Origin of the sequence: Pseudomonas sp. R-28-1W-6 (assembly GCF_009799925.1) — a bacterium.
In the GTDB taxonomy this organism is placed as follows: Bacteria; Pseudomonadota; Gammaproteobacteria; order Pseudomonadales; family Pseudomonadaceae; genus Aquipseudomonas.
Map to the genome: position 1 here is coordinate 1 of NZ_WELK01000002.1, position 14,332 is coordinate 14,332.

The 14,332-nt window shown below is 69.7% G+C and carries 15 protein-coding genes; 5 read left to right on the forward strand and 10 right to left on the reverse strand.

Annotated elements, in window-relative coordinates; translation table 11 throughout:
• The first annotated feature begins 225 nt into the window (after positions 1–225).
• Both F3I62_RS04170 and F3I62_RS04175 read left to right on the forward strand, forming a co-directional pair.
• Complete coding sequence (locus F3I62_RS04170; RefSeq protein ID WP_160488437.1) at positions 226–906, forward strand: Crp/Fnr family transcriptional regulator; 681 nt, start codon at positions 226–228, stop codon at positions 904–906.
• Positions 907–965: 59 nt separating this feature from the next.
• The gene (locus F3I62_RS04175; RefSeq protein ID WP_160488438.1) at positions 966–1,370 is read left to right on the forward strand and encodes a putative zinc-binding protein; all 405 of its coding nucleotides are present in this window, start codon (positions 966–968) and stop codon (positions 1,368–1,370) included.
• 75 nt (positions 1,371–1,445) lie between these two features.
• On the opposite strand, the gene F3I62_RS04180 is transcribed toward F3I62_RS04175, so the two are convergent.
• From F3I62_RS04180 to moaB, 6 genes are all read right to left on the reverse strand, one after another.
• Positions 1,446–3,035 carry a methyl-accepting chemotaxis protein gene (locus F3I62_RS04180; protein WP_160488439.1) on the reverse strand — a complete coding sequence of 530 codons (1,590 nt, stop codon included), beginning with the start codon at positions 3,033–3,035 and terminating at the stop codon, positions 1,446–1,448.
• A 294-nt stretch (positions 3,036–3,329) separates the two neighbouring features.
• The gene (locus F3I62_RS04185; protein ID WP_160488440.1) at positions 3,330–3,839 is read right to left on the reverse strand and encodes an SCP2 sterol-binding domain-containing protein; all 510 of its coding nucleotides are present in this window, start codon (positions 3,837–3,839) and stop codon (positions 3,330–3,332) included.
• On the reverse strand, positions 3,833–4,723 hold the full coding sequence (locus tag F3I62_RS04190) for a U32 family peptidase (protein ID WP_160488441.1): 891 nt from the start codon (positions 4,721–4,723) through the stop codon (positions 3,833–3,835). Before F3I62_RS04190 ends, F3I62_RS04185 begins: the two co-directional genes overlap by 7 nt.
• Before the next feature lie 7 nt (positions 4,724–4,730).
• Positions 4,731–5,726 (reverse strand): peptidase U32 family protein, encoded by a 996-nt coding sequence (locus tag F3I62_RS04195; RefSeq protein WP_160488442.1) that lies wholly within the window; start codon positions 5,724–5,726, stop codon positions 4,731–4,733.
• Positions 5,727–5,805: 79 nt separating this feature from the next.
• Positions 5,806–7,044, reverse strand: coding sequence for a gephyrin-like molybdotransferase Glp (glp, locus tag F3I62_RS04200; protein ID WP_160488443.1), 1,239 nt, complete (start codon positions 7,042–7,044; stop codon positions 5,806–5,808).
• Positions 7,041–7,595: a molybdenum cofactor biosynthesis protein B gene (moaB, locus tag F3I62_RS04205; protein ID WP_160488444.1), complete on the reverse strand. Its 555-nt coding sequence runs from the start codon at positions 7,593–7,595 to the stop codon at positions 7,041–7,043. The genes glp and moaB overlap by 4 nt, the downstream gene beginning before the upstream one ends.
• A gap of 326 nt (positions 7,596–7,921) precedes the next feature.
• Here moaB and F3I62_RS04210 point away from each other — a divergent pair, with 326 nt between their 5' ends.
• Positions 7,922–8,140 (forward strand): DUF3079 domain-containing protein, encoded by a 219-nt coding sequence (locus tag F3I62_RS04210; protein WP_160488445.1) that lies wholly within the window; start codon positions 7,922–7,924, stop codon positions 8,138–8,140.
• A gap of 191 nt (positions 8,141–8,331) precedes the next feature.
• Here F3I62_RS04210 and moaE read toward each other — a convergent pair whose 3' ends face one another.
• The 4 genes from moaE to norR form a co-directional block, all read right to left on the reverse strand.
• Positions 8,332–8,781: a molybdopterin synthase catalytic subunit MoaE gene (gene moaE, locus F3I62_RS04215; protein WP_160488446.1), complete on the reverse strand. Its 450-nt coding sequence runs from the start codon at positions 8,779–8,781 to the stop codon at positions 8,332–8,334.
• A 1-nt stretch (position 8,782) separates the two neighbouring features.
• Complete coding sequence (moaD, locus tag F3I62_RS04220; RefSeq protein WP_160488447.1) at positions 8,783–9,031, reverse strand: molybdopterin converting factor subunit 1; 249 nt, start codon at positions 9,029–9,031, stop codon at positions 8,783–8,785.
• Positions 9,032–9,182: 151 nt separating this feature from the next.
• Positions 9,183–9,650 carry a cyclic pyranopterin monophosphate synthase MoaC gene (gene moaC, locus F3I62_RS04225; protein ID WP_160488448.1) on the reverse strand — a complete coding sequence of 156 codons (468 nt, stop codon included), beginning with the start codon at positions 9,648–9,650 and terminating at the stop codon, positions 9,183–9,185.
• A gap of 17 nt (positions 9,651–9,667) precedes the next feature.
• A complete protein-coding gene (gene norR, locus F3I62_RS04230; RefSeq protein ID WP_160488449.1) occupies positions 9,668–11,197 on the reverse strand; it encodes a nitric oxide reductase transcriptional regulator NorR in 1,530 nt (509 codons plus the stop codon).
• Between the two features lie 137 nt (positions 11,198–11,334).
• On the opposite strand from norR, the gene ytfE reads away from it, so the two are divergent.
• Both ytfE and F3I62_RS04240 read left to right on the forward strand, forming a co-directional pair.
• Positions 11,335–12,018, forward strand: coding sequence for an iron-sulfur cluster repair protein YtfE (gene ytfE / locus F3I62_RS04235; RefSeq protein WP_160488450.1), 684 nt, complete (start codon positions 11,335–11,337; stop codon positions 12,016–12,018).
• Positions 12,011–14,287: a nitric-oxide reductase large subunit gene (locus tag F3I62_RS04240; protein WP_160488451.1), complete on the forward strand. Its 2,277-nt coding sequence runs from the start codon at positions 12,011–12,013 to the stop codon at positions 14,285–14,287. Before ytfE ends, F3I62_RS04240 begins: the two co-directional genes overlap by 8 nt.
• The last annotated feature ends 45 nt before the right edge of the window (positions 14,288–14,332 follow it).

A 14,332-nucleotide genomic window follows, 5' to 3' on the forward strand; every position in this document is an offset into this window, starting at 1 on the left:
TCCTGGCCGTCGGCCATACGGCGTTAAAAACAGCCTCGGAATGCTCATTTACAGCACGTAAACTCCGCTTCCTCGGCGGTTTTTGCCTTGTCTGGCTCTAGTCCAAAAAATCGTAAACAGGTTCTGAGACACCCCACGCCGGCACTGCCTCTTTGGAGGTAGTGCCATGGGGGAATGGGAGAGCCGCCCGGCGCCGCCTAGGATGACAGCCTAGGAGGTGACCCCATGCTGACCGACTCAGAAAACCTCAAGGCCTTGCGCCAGCACCACTTGTTCAACCGGCTGCCCGAGGCCCTGTTCACGGAAGTCAGTTGCCTGGCCATCCAGCGCAAGCTGGACAGTGGCGATGCACTGTTCCACCAGGGCGATGCCGCCGACCGCTTCTACCTGCTGCTCAGCGGCCAGATGAAACTGACCCGCGTGCTGTTCGAAGGCCAGGAAAAGCTGGTGGAAGTCATCCAGCCCGGGCAGAGCTTCGCCGAGGCCCTGCTGTTCACCGGCGCCAGCCACTACCCCGTGACCTGCAGCGCGCTGAAAGCCAGCAACCTGATCAGCATCGACGGCACCCACTACCGGCGCCTGCTGGAAGAACAGCCGAAGATCTGCCTCGACCTGCTGGCCAGCTTCAGCATGCGCCTGCACCAGCGCCTGGACGAGATCGACACCCTTACCGTCGGCAATGCCAGCCGCCGCGTGGTGCGCTTCCTCTGCCAGGAACAGCGCGAGGCCGGCAACGGCCAGATCCAGCTCAGCGTGCCCAAGCGCCTGATCGCCTCGCAGCTGGGCATCCAGCCGGAAACCTTCTCGCGCATCCTGCATCGCCTGATCGATGCCGGCCTGATCGCCATGGAGCGCCGCAGCATCCGCGTGCTGGACCGTCCCAGCCTGGCCAACTACTACGAGTGAGCCGGCGCCCGCACGGGTGCCGGCGGCAGCGCGCGCCCAGCCCCATGAGGAGAATCCCGATGTCCGATCCCAAGCTTCCCCTGGTGTACTCCTGCTCCGGCTGCTCGAACGTGGCACAGCTGGCCAACACCCTGGCCGTGCGCCTGGACCGTGCCGGCCTGGCGGAGATGTCGTGCATCGCCGGGGTCGGCGGGCGCGTCGCCTCGCTGGTCAACAAGGCCAGCAGCGGCCGGGCAATCCTGGCCCTGGACGGCTGCCAGCTGCAGTGCGTGCGCGGCTGCCTGGACCAACACGGGGTGCGCGCCGACGTGCACCTGATCCTCAGCGACCTGGGCCTGAAGAAACGCTACGGCGAGGACTTCAGCAGCGACACGGTCGAGCAGGTGTATGCCGAGGTGGCCGGGCTGATCGCCAGCGACCGCCTGCCGGCGCGCAAGGTGGCGCTGCACAGCGTCGGCAACTGACTCCCGTAGGGTGCGCCGTGCGCACCACGCATTCCACCCGGTACGCACGGCGCACCCTACGCGACCTGCCTGGGCCTACAGGCGAAAGCGCGCCATCTGCGCCTGCAGGTTGCCCATGTCCTGATTGATCCGCTGGCTGCCCTGTTCGGTGGCCTGCGCCGAGTGGGCCGAGGATTCGGCGATGCCGGCGATGCGGGTGAGCGACTGGTTCATTTCCTCGGCCACCTGCGACTGTTCTTCGGCAGCCGTGGCGATCTGCCCGGTCATGCCACGGATGGTCTGCACCGCGTTGACGATCTGCACGAACACCCGCTGCACCGCCTCGACCTGCTGCAGGGTCTGCTCGCTGCCCTGGCGCGACTCCTCCATGGCCGTGCCGGCACGCCCGGCCTGGGCCTGCAGGCGCTCGATCAGGCCGCTGATTTCCCCGGCCGAGGCCTGGGTCCGCCCCGCCAGGCTGCGCACCTCGTCGGCCACCACGGCGAAGCCGCGCCCTTGCTCGCCGGCGCGGGCCGCCTCGATGGCCGCGTTGAGGGCCAGCAGGTTGGTCTGTGCGGCGATCGCGCTGATCACCTCCAGCACCCGGGCGATCTGGTCGCTGTCAGCCAGCAGCTGCTGCAGCACCTCGGCCAGGCCTTCGACCTGCTGCGACAACTGACGGATGGCCAGCACCGAGTCCTGCATCAGCGCATCGCCGCGGCTGGTTTCCTGCTCGGCGGTGTCGGCGGCGCCCGCCGCATCCACGGTGCTGCGGGCCACCTCGTGGGAGGTCGCCAACATCTCATTCATCGCCGTGGCCACCTGCTCGATCTCGCTGCGCTGGGCCTGCACGTGCCCGGCATTGTCCGCCGCCATCGCCGCCATCTGCACGCACTGGCCGGCGCCCCCTTCGGCGGCCTGGCGCACCGCCCGGATCATCTCGCCGACCTGCTCCAGCAGGCGGTTGTAGGCCGTGGTGATGCGGCCGATTTCGTCATCGCCGTGGCGCACCGCCAGCGGCCGGGAGAAATCGCCGCCGGCGACCAGCTCCAGGCGGCCGCGCAGCTCATCGACCCGCGCCATCAGCCAGTTCATCCCGGCCAGGCGGCCGAGTACCACCAGCAGCAGGATGGCCAGGGTCGCGCCCATCGACAGCCAGCGCTGCAGCGCCGCCGTGTGGTTGCTGTCGGCCGACAGCAGCGTCACCACCTGGTGCATGTCCTTGAGCAGGGCTTCCGATTCGCCGGCCAGCTGCTGCGCCGCGCCGGCCTGGCCGCCGGCGACCCGGCGCACCAGCTCGCGATAGCCCTGCCAGCGCTGGTCGACCAGCTCCAGCTGCGCCCGCGCCGCGGGCAGCTGCACCGCCGGCAGCGCGCCGCCCGGGTCGCCATCGCGCAGGGTCCGGTGGCTCTGCTCGAAGCGCTGGATGGTCTGCTCCAGGCTGCTGGCCGGCAGCAGGTCCTGGGCCACCAGCAGGCTTTCCTTGGCCATTTTCTGGCTCAGCATGCGCTGCGCCCCGGCCATGTCCAGCTGGCTGGCGTCGCGCACCGAGAGGAACAGCACGGCGGCCGTCAGCGCGGCGCAGAGGAAGATCAGGCTGTAGGAGAAGAAGAACTGCGCATTGATGCTGCGCAGGCCCAGGGCGCGCAGGGCGGCCTGGATGCTATCGGTGATCCAGTCGAACATGAGGTTCTCCTTGAAGCCGCCCCGCGTGCCGTGCGGGCCGCTTGTGACGAGCCCACGGACCACGCGGTGACGGATGAATCCCTGTCGCACCGGCCCCATGCCGGGTGCGGACATTGCAGCTCCCCTGGCGCCGCCGTGTAGCCGGCGACACCACGGATTGCAGTACAGCAAAAAACCGGCCAAACACCAGGCCGGCTGCCGTCTGCCCTGCTCTCGGAACCTGTCTACGACCCACTGCGCGGCAGCCATGCCGGGTTAGAACCGGCTCTAGCTCGAGGGATCGCAGACAGATGTTCAGCCGGCGCTGCCGGCCGCTGTCGATTGGCGTTGAGCCAGGTCCTCGCGCAGCACTTCGCCGACCCGGCACAGCGAGCGCCACAGGCGTGGCGGCAACTGCTCGGGGTCGAGGCTGTCGATCAGGTTCTTCATCGCCAGGCCCAGCTCGGTGTCGCCTTCGATGACCAGGCGCCGGCGGAAGAACAGGGTATCCGGGTCTTCCTGGCGGCTGGCCAGCAGCACGAACTCGCGCCAGTTGCCGCGGATGCACACGTCCACCGGCGCCCGCGCCGCCATGCGCAGGCCGCGCCGCTCGCGGGTCAGGCACCAGGCCAGCTGCAGGTCGCTGACCTCCAGGCGCAACCAGCGCCCGTGCAGCAGATCGAAGGCGCCATCCTCCACCGGCTCGGCAAACAGCCGCGCCACCACGGCCTCGAGCACCCAGCGCTGCAGGGTGAACGGCACATGGCGGGCCAGCCCGAGCAGCGGATCGGCACTGCGCAACGCCAACTGGGTCAGGTTCAGCACAGGCCGACCTCCTCTGCACTGAGCATGCCCGGGCGGCCATGCCAGTAGCCGTTGCAGCCCTGGGCCAGCAACGGCGGCAAGGCGCCCTGGCGCACCGCGTGGTAGTCGCCGATCACCTGCGGCATGCCTCCGGCCCGCGGGCTCAGGCGCAGGCAGTCGACGCCGCTGTGCTGCACCTCGCGGTAGTCGGCCAGCAGGTTGTTGACCCGCGCCGAGAGGGTCTGGATGCCGTTGAGGGTGAACAGCGCCTCGCCCTCCTGGCTGAGCAGGGGAATGCCTTCGGGGTAGTTGATGCAGCAGAACTGGCAGTCGTCCTTGGGCCGGTTTTCCGCGCGGGCGGTGAAGCAGCGCGCCGAGTAGGCCAGCGGCAGGTGGCCGTAGGCGAACAGCTCGACCTCCGGCCGCGGCCGGCCGAGGGCATCGAGCTGGCCCAGGCAATCGCGCAGCAGCGCGGCCGAGCATTCCACCGGCGGCACCCAGCGGCGCAGCCCGCAGTCCTGCAGCTCGGCCAGGGCCTGGGCGTTGTACAGGTTGAGCGCGGGCCCGGCGACGAAGTCCAGGCCCTGCTCGCGCAGCAGCTGCACGGCGCCCATGTCGTTGGCCTCGACCAGCAGCTCGCCATTGCCGCACAGGCGCTTGAGGCTGGACAGCTCGGAGGCCGCCTCGATCAGCGCCAGGCCGGACAGCACCAGCTCGGCGCGGGTGCATTCGCGCAGCTCGCGGGCCAGCCCCAGCCAGTCGTCGAGCGACAGGGCGCGGCGCTTGGAACAGACGGTTTCGCCCAGGTAGATGATGTCGAGCGGCTGGTTGGCCATCTCGGCATAGAAATCCAGCAGTTTGTCGCGCTGCCAGTAGAACAGGACCGGCCCCAGACTCAGTTTCATAACGGCCTCACTGCCAGGATCGATGGTAGGCGCCCAGGGTGCTCTGGCTGCCTTCGGAGAGCCCGTCCAGGGCGCTGCGCCACTGCGGCAGCACGCTGAACTGGGCCGGCGCGCGGGCATGCGCATCCAGCGCGGCACGCCACACGCGGGTGACCTGCTCGACATAGGCCGGGCTGCGCTGGCGCCCCTCGATCTTCACCGCGGCAATGCCGATCTCGGCCAGCTGCGGGATCAGGTCCAGGGTGTTCAGGCTGGTCGGTTCCTCCAGGGCATGGAAGCGCTGGCCATTGACCAGAAAGCGGCCCTTGCACAGGGTCGGGTAGCCGGCCGATTCCTCGGGGCCATAGCGGTCGATCAGCACCCCGCCCAGGCGCGAGCTGAGCCCCTCGGCGTCCTCCTGCCAGCGCACCGCCTTGGCCGGCGAGCAGACCCCGCACAGGTTCGGCGACTCGCCGGTGACGTAGGACGACAGGTGGCAGCGGCCCTCGGCCATGATGCACAGGCTGCCGAAGGCGAACACCTCCAGCGCCACCGTGCTGCGCTCGGCCACCTGGCGCACCTGGGCCAGCGACAGCACCCGCGGCAGCACCGCGCGGCGAATGTTGTAGCGCTGCTGGTAGAAGGCCAGCGCCGCCGCATTGGTCGCCGAGCCCTGCACCGACAGGTGCAGGTTGAGGTCGGGGTAGCGCCGGCTGGCATAGGCCAGCACGCCAGGGTCGGCGGCGATCAGCGCATCCACGCCGAGGTCGGCGGCCTGGTCGACCGCGCGCTGCCAGCGCGCCCAGCCCTGCGGCTGGGCGTAGGTGTTGACCGCCACGTAGAGCTGCTTGCCGCGCTGGCGGATCAGCTGCAGGCCGCTGTCCAGCTGCTTCTCGTCGAGGTTGAGCCCGGCGAAGTGACGGGCGTTGGTGTCATCGCGAAAGCCCACGTAGATGGCGTCCGCGCCTTGCTGCAACGCAGCCTTGAGGGCGGGCAGACTGCCCGCCGGACACACCAGATGCATGCGAAAACCCCTTGCTCGGAATGCGTGGCGCCACTCTAGGGCGCTGCCCGGCGCACGCCTTGACCATGGTCAAGCCGTGTCAGTCGAGCAGCGCGCTGAACGGCAGGAAGTCGATCGGCTCGCCGGCCACCAGGGTCCGCTCGCAGTCGACCAGGGCCAGGCCGTCGGCCCAGCAGGCGGCGGTGAGCATGGCCGAGCCCTGCTTGGGATGGGGCACCGCGCGCAGCTGGCCGTCGACCGCCTGCAGGCGCGCGCGCAGGTACTGGCGCCGCGGGTTGCGCTTGCTCCAGTCGAAGCCGGCCGGGACCTGCAGCGGCTGTGGCAGCACCTCGCGGCAACCCTGGGCACGCAGGAGGAACGGCCGCGCCACCACCAGGGCGGTGATCAGCGCCGCCGCCGGGTTGCCCGGCAGGCCGATCCACGGCGTGCCGCAGACGTGACCGAAGGCCAGCGGCTTGCCCGGCTGGATCGCCAGGCGCCACAGGTGCAGTTCGCCCAGCTCGCGCACCGCCTGCTTGAGGTGGTCTTCCTCACCGACCGAGACGCCGCCGGAGGTGATCAGCACATCCCACTCCGAAGCGGCCAGGCTCAGCGCGTCGCGGCTGGCGGCCAGCTCGTCCACCAGGATGCCGCAGTCGTCCACCTCGCAGCCCAGGCTGCGCAGCACGCCGCCGATGCTGTAGCGGTTGGCGTTGTAGATCTGCCCGGGCAGCAGCGGCTCGCCCGGTTCGCGCAGCTCGTTGCCGCTGCTCAGCAGGCCGACGCGCAGGCGCCGGTGCACGGCCACCTCGGCGATGCCCAGGCTGGCCAGCAGGCCCAGTTCCTGCGGGCGCAGGCGCAGGCCGGAATCGAGTACGCAGCAGCCGGCGTCGAACTCCTCGCCGCGCCGGCGCACATGGGAACCGGCCGGCACCGGCGGCAGGTGCACCGCGTCGCCCTCCTCGCGCGCCTGCTCCTGCGCCACCACGCTGTCGGCGCCCGGCGGCAGCGGCGCGCCGGTGAAAATGCGCACCGCATGCCCGGCCGGCAGCGGTTCCAGGGCCGTGTCGCCGGCGGCGATGCGCCCGGCCAGCGGCAGCCAGCCGCCCTCGGCCGGCAGGTCCGCGGCGCACAGGGCGTAGCCGTCCATGGCGCTGTTGTCCCAGGCCGGCATCGGCCACAGCGCGTGCACCGGCTCGGCCAGCACGCGGCCGCCGGCCTCGCTCAGCGGCACCCACTCGGCCAGCGGGGGCGGCGGTACGCGCTGCAGCAGTTCGGCGATCGCCTGGTCGACCGGGCGCAGCGCATGGCCGTGGCCATCGCAGCCACAGGCGCTCACGAGCGGGCTCCGCACGCCGCCACCGGTTGCTCCGGCAGCTGCTTGAGGTGCGGCACGAAATTGCACGGGCGGGTGCGGCTATCCAGCTGTTCGACCAGGATCTTGCTCCAGGCGGTGCGGCAGGCGCCCGGCGAGCCGGGCATGCAGCACACCAGGGTGCCGTTGCTGATGCCGGCCAGGGCGCGCGACTGCACGGTGGAGGTGCCGATCTCGGCCAGGGACACCTGGCGGAACAGCTCGCCGAAGCCGTCGACCTGCTTGTCCAGCAGCGGCGCCACCGCCTGCGGCGTGTTGTCCCGCGCGGTGAAGCCGGTGCCGCCGGTGATCAGCACCGCCTGCACCAGCGGGTCGGCAACCCAGGCGCACAGGCGTGCGCGGATCTGCCAGATGTCGTCGGGGACGATGGCGCGCTCGTACAGCGCATGCCCGGCCGCCTCCAGGCCATCGATCAGGGTCTGCCCGGAGCTGTCGGTGAGCACGCTGCGCGTGTCGCTGACGGTGAGCACTGCAATGCGCAGTGACTGGAATTCGACGCTGGACAAGTGGGCCATGCTGCAAATCTCCGCAAGATATCTGCGCGCAGCCTGCGCCCCCACCTGGCCGGCGCCCATTCCCCGTTGGAGGTATCACCCGCGGTAGCTCGCCGCCGCCTTGACCGGGATCAATGCCCGCCACGCCCAGGCCGGACGGATCGGCCCCATGTAGGGTGCGCCGTGCGCACCGGGAGCGGCGGCGGGCTTGCCGGTGCGCATGGCGCACCCTGGCAGAGTGGTGGCGCGGATGCGCGCAGGCGCGGCCCTTGACCAGAATCAAGGCCGCCGCGGCCCGGCGCGACTAGCCTGGCGACAACGGCCTAGAGCCCGATCCAGGTGGCGCCATGAGCAAGAAATTCCCCTTGCAGCCCAAGCACCCCGAGCGCATCTGCTGGGGCTGCGACCGCTATTGCCCGAGCGGCTCGCTGGCCTGCGGCAATGGCGCCGACCGCACCATGCACCCGCTGGAGATGCTCGGCGAGGACTGGTACCTGTTCGGCGACTGGGGCATCGAGCCGCCGCCGGAGCAGGCCGGCGCCGGCGCCGCAGACGAGGCGGACTGAGCCGCCGTCATCGGCGTTTGGAACCTGCTCAACCTCTGGTTCTGGCTCGCTCCGTGCCACCGCAACGGTGGATAAGCAGAGCGTTATCCACCCTACAAAGCTTGCCAACCCGCGTAGGGTGGAAAACCGCGCAGCGTTTTCCACCGATGAGCCAAGGCAGGAACCTGACTCACAAGACGCTGAACAGCCTCTTAGACCCAGCGCTGCGCGGCCTGCTGGTCGCTGTCGCGGGCGGCGAGCCACTGGCTGCCCTGGCCGCCGAGCTCCTTCTTCCAGAACGGCGCGCGGGTCTTCAGATAATCCATGATGAAGGCGCAGGCGTCGAAGGCCGCCTGGCGATGGGCGCTGGCCACGCCGACGAAGACGATCGGCGCACTCGGCGCCAGCTGCCCGACCCGGTGCACGATGCTCACCGCCAGCAGCGGCCAGCGCTGGCGGGCCTCGGCCTCGATGGCGGCCAGGGCCTTCTCGGTCATGCCCGGGTAGTGCTCGAGAAACAGCCCGTGCACGTCCTGACCCACATTGAAGTCGCGCACATAGCCGACGAAGCTGACCAGTGCGCCGACACCCGGGTTCTGCCCGTGCAGGGCATCGAGCAGGGCGCCGCTGTCGAAGGTGGCGGTCTGCACACTGACGCTCATCTCAACCTCCGGTCACGGGCGGGAAGAACGCCACTTCGTCGCCGTCGACCAGCGCTTCGGCGGGGCTGCACAGTTCCTGGTTGCGCGCGCACATCAGGTTGCGCGCGGCCAGCTCGGTCCAGTTGCCGCCGCGCTCCACCAGCAGCTGGCGCAGCGCGCCGACGGTTGCCAGCGCGGGCTGCCAGGCCAGTTGCTCGCGGTCCAGGCCGAGCTGCTCGCGGTAGCCGGCGAAGTAATGAATGGTCAGCATGGGACTCTCTCCTTGCGCTCGGGGCCGGGCGCATACGGCGCCGGCCCGAGGCCTGTTTCAGCTAATGGGTGCGCTCGGCGCGCCTGGGCACAGCCGCGTTGCGCCGACCGGGCCATCCCAGCAGCTTGCGCACGCGGCGCCTTGACCAGACTCAAGGAGCGCGGAAATCTCCGGACGCCCCGCCACTCTTCTGCAGCAGGCGCACCGATTCGATGAGCATGCCGCGGTCCACCGCCTTGCACATGTCGTAGAGGGTCAGCGCGGCGACACTGGCGGCGGTCAGCGCCTCCATCTCCACCCCGGTCTGCCCGGCCAGCTTGCAGCGCGCCTGGATGCGCACACCGTCCTCGCCGCAAGGTTCCAACTCGACCTTGACGCTGGTGAGCAGCAACGGGTGGCACAGCGGGATCAGCTCGGAAGTTTTCTTCGCCGCCTGGATGCCGGCGATGCGCGCCACGGCGAACACGTCGCCCTTGGGGTGGCCGCCGGCCACGATCAGCTGCAGGGTGGCCGGCAGCATGCGCACCCGGGCTTCGGCCACGGCCTCGCGGGTGGTCGGCGGCTTGTCGGTGACGTCGACCATAGTGGCGCGCCCCTGGGCATCGAGATGGGTCAGCATTGCGGTTCCCTCATGGTTCAGATCAGGTTCAGTCGGCGCGCCAGCTTGCGCAGGTTGCTCGGGTCCATCTGCAGGTCGCGGGCGGTGGCCGCCCACTTACCCTGGCGGCGGGCCAGGGCGGCTTCGATCAGTTCGCGCTGGCAGCGTTCCACCGCCGCCTGCATCGCCTCGACCGCCGGCGGCGCCAGGGCGGGGGTGGCCTTGTGCAGTGCCGCCGGGGTGGCGTCCAGGCCCAGCCAGGGCGCCTCGATGCTGAGCAGTGCCGTGCGTGATTCCGCCTGGCTGAGCACCTTGAGCGCGGCCCGGCTGATGACGTGTTCCAGTTCACGCACATTGCCCGGCCAGTCATAGGCCAGCAGCGCCCGTTCGGCATCGCTGGACAGGCGCAGGCAGCGCAGGCCGAGGCGCGCGCGGTTGAGTTCGAGGAAGTGCCCGGCCAGCACCAGCACATCGCGGCCGCGCTCGCGCAGCGGCGGGATATGCACCGGGTAGACCGACAGGCGGTGGTACAGGTCTGCGCGGAAACGGCCTTCGCGCACCTCCTCCCACAGACGCCGGTTGGTCGCCGCGATCACCCGCACATCCACATGCCGCGGCTGGTCGGCGCCCAGGCGCTGGATCTCGCCGTTCTGCAGGGCGCGCAGCAGCTTGGCCTGGATCGACAGCGGCAGCTCGCCGATCTCGTCGAGAAACAGGGTGCCGCCATTGGCCGCCTCGAAGCGCCCGGGGCGGTCCTGGCCGGCGCCGGAGAAGGCACCCTTGGTGTGGCCGAACAGCTCGCTCTCGGCCAGGGTCTCGGGCAGCGCCGCACAGTTGACGTAGACCAGCGGCTTGCGCGCGCGCGGCGAGTGGGCGTGCAGCCAGCGGGCGAACAGCTCCTTGCCCACCCCGGTTTCGCCCTGCAGCAGCACCGGCAGGTCGGAGTCGGCGACCACCGCCAGTTCGTCGAGCAGCTCGCGCAGCACCGGGCTGCCGCCGAGGATCGTCGACTCGCGCGGGTCGCCGTCCTCGACCGACTCGCGCCGCGCCAGGCGCAGGCTGCGCACCTCGCCTTCCAGGCGGCTGACCCGCAGCCCCGCCTCGATCAGCAGGGCGTAGCGCTGCAGGCGCTGGCGGGCGTGGCGATCGAAGCTGCCGGGGCTGAGCGCGTCGAAGGTCACCGCGCCCCACAGGGCGCCGTCCAGGTACAGGCTCATGCCCATGCAGTCGTGCACCGGCAGCGGCTCGTCGGGGCTGTCTTCCAGCAGGCCGTCGTAGGGGTCGGGCAGCTCGCTGTCGGCGGCGAACTGCAACGGCTCGCGCTGCGCCAGGATCTGCGCCAGGCGCGGGTGGCGGGCCAGGGCGAAGCTACGGCCGAGCACCTCGTGGGCCAGGCCGACGGCGGCCTGCGGGCGCAGGCTCTCGCCATCCAGGCGCAGCAGCACCACGGCGCTGCAGGCGAAGGCCTCGCGCAGGCTGACCACCAGGCGCTGCAGGCGCACGGCGGTCGGCAACTCGCCGGCCAGGTCGGCCAGCAACACGTTCTGCAGCGGGGTCAAATCTACCATTTCGGGTACCTGGCACCTTGAAATTCCCGGGTAGATTAGACCTCGCCAGGGCGCAAGCCCTTGATTTTCGTCAAGTCCAAACCCGGCACGGTGCTTGCGATGGAGCATTCGAGACTTAGCCTGATATGGAGCCCCCAATGGCCACTCAACTGCTCGATCACACCCTCGGCAATCTGGCATGCAACATCCCCGGTGCCACCCGGGTATTCCACGCCTTTCACCTGGACTTCTGCTGCGGCGGGCAGAAGTCCCTGCGCCAGGCGGCGCTGGAACGCGGCATCGACGCCCTGGCGGTGCAGGAGCACCTGCTCGCCCTCAACCCGGACGACGCCCTGGAAGCGGACTGGCGCAAGGCCTCGGCCGAACGCCTGATCGAACACCTGCTGCAGCGCTACCACGAGGTCCATCGCCAGCAACTGCCGGAGCTGATCCGCCTGGCGGCACGGGTCGAGCAGGTCCACGGCAGCCGCACGGAATGCCCGCGCGGCCTCACCGACCTGCTGATCGCCATGCAGCAGGAGCTGGAAAGCCACATGCAGAAGGAGGAGCAGATCCTCTTCCCGATGATCATCCGCGGCGGCGGCCTGATGGCCGGCGGGCCGATCTCGGTGATGCGCTACGAGCACGAGCAGCACGGCGACGCGCTCGAACAGCTGATCGATCTGACCGACGACATGCAGCCGCCGGCCGCCGCCTGCAACACCTGGCGCGCGTTGTACCGCGGGCTCGACGAGCTGCGTGTCGACCTGATGCAGCACATCCACCTGGAAAACAACCTGCTGTTCCCCCGTGCCCTCGGCGAGGAGGCCCAAAATGGGTGAGTACCGCAAACTCTGGTGGCTGCTGATCGGCGTCCTCGGCGTCACCTTCTGCCTGCTCGGCTGGTTCGGCCGCGAGGTCTACCGCCAGGCTCCGCCTATCCCCAGCCAGGTGCAGAGCGCCGATGGCACCCGGCTGTTCGGCGACGAAGACATCCTCGACGGGCAGACCGCCTGGCAGAGCGTCGGCGGCATGCAGCTCGGTTCGATCTGGGGCCATGGCGCCTACCAGGCGCCGGACTGGACCGCCGACTGGCTGCACCGCGAACTGACGGCCTGGCTCGATCTGGCCGCCCAGGACGGTTTCCAGCGGCCCTACGCAGAGGTCGATGAAGACCATCAGGCCCTGTTGCGCCAGCAGCTCAAGCGCGAGTACCGCGGCAACCAGGTGGCCGACGGCGTGCTGGTGCTGAGTGAACGGCGCCTGGCCGCCATGCAGCAGACCGCCGCCTACTACGACGCGCTGTTCGGCAGCGACCCGGCCCTGCAGGGCAGCCGCAAGAGCTTCGCCATGAAGGAAGGCACCCTGCCCGACGCGGCGCGGCGCGAGCAGCTGACCCGCTTCTTCTTCTGGACCGCCTGGGTGGCCGGCACCGAGCGGCCGGGGCATGCGGCCACCTACACCAACAACTGGCCGCACGAACCGCTGATCGGCAACCAGCCGACCGCGGAAAACCTGATGTGGTCGATCGTCAGCGTGATCCTGCTGATCGCCGGGATCGGTTTCCTGGTCTGGGCCTGGGCCTTCCTGCGCGACCACGAGGAGGACGAACCGGCAGCGCCGCTGCACGACCCGCTGAGCCTGGTGGCGCTGACCCCGTCGCAGAAGGCGCTGGGCAAGTACCTGTTCCTGGTCGTCGCGCTGTTCGGCTTCCAGGTCATGATCGGTGGCGTCACCGCGCACTACACCGTGGAGGGCCAGGACTTCTACGGCATCCCGCTGTCGCAGTGGTTCCCCTACTCGCTGCTGCGCACCTGGCATATCCAGAGCGCGCTGTTCTGGATCGCCACCGGCTTCCTCGCCGCCGGGCTGTTCCTGGCGCCGATCATCAACGGCGGCAAGGACCCGAAACTGCAGAAACTCGGCGTCGATGTGCTGTTCTGGGCCCTGGTCCTGGTGGTGGTCGGCTCCTTCGTCGGCAACTACCTGGCCATCGCCCAGATCATGCCGCCGGAGTGGAACTTCTGGCTCGGCCACCAGGGCTACGAGTACGTCGACCTCGGCCGCCTGTGGCAGATCGGCAAGTTCAGCGGCGTGGCCTTCTGGCTGCTGCTGATGCTGCGCGGCATCCTGCCGGCCTTCCGCCAGCCCGGCGACAAGAACCTGCTGGCCCTGCTGTCGGCCTCGGTGATCGCCATCGGCCTGTTCTACGGCGCCGGCTTCGCCTACGGCGAGCGCACCCACCTGTCGGTGATGGAGTACTGGCGCTGGTGGGTGGTGCACCTGTGGGTGGAAGGCTTCTTCGAAGTGTTCGCCACCACCGCGCTGGCCTTCATCTTCTCCAGCATGGGCCTGGTATCCAAGCGCATGGCCACCACCGCCAGCCTGGCGTCGGCCTCGCTGTTCATGCTCGGCGGCGTGCCCGGCACTTTCCACCACCTGTACTTCGCCGGCACCACCACCCCGGTGATGGCGGTCGGCGCCACCTTCAGTGCCCTGGAAGTGGTGCCGCTGATCGTGCTCGGCTACGAGGCCTGGGAGAACTGGCGGCTGAAGAGCCGTGCGCTGTGGATGGAACGGGTCAAGTGGCCGCTGATGTGCTTCGTCGCCGTGGCCTTCTGGAACATGCTCGGCGCCGGGGTGTTCGGCTTCATGATCAACCCGCCGATCTCGCTGTACTACGTGCAGGGCCTCAACACCACGCCGGTGCATGCCCACGCCGCGCTGTTCGGGGTCTACGGCTTCCTCGCCCTGGGCTTCACCCTGCTGGTGCTGCGCTACATCCGGCCGCAGCTGCAGTTCAACGAGAGCCTGATGAAGACCGCCTTCTGGTGGCTCAACGGCGGCCTGGTGCTGATGATCGCCACCAGCCTGCTGCCGATCGCCTTCCTGCAGTTCCACGCCAGCGCCAGCCAGGGCCTGTGGTACGCCCGCAGCGAGGCATTCATGCAGCAGGACCTGCTGCAGACGCTGCGCTGGGTGCGCACCTTCGGCGACATGGTGTTCATCATCGGCGCCCTGGCCATGGCCTGGCAGGTGATCTACGGCGTGCTGTTCGGCGCCCGCGAACCGGCGGCGCTGGCCGAGGCGCAGGCGCAACGCAGCCGCTGAGGCGCGCAGGAGCAAATCGGCAAAGCGCGCTACGCTCTATTCATG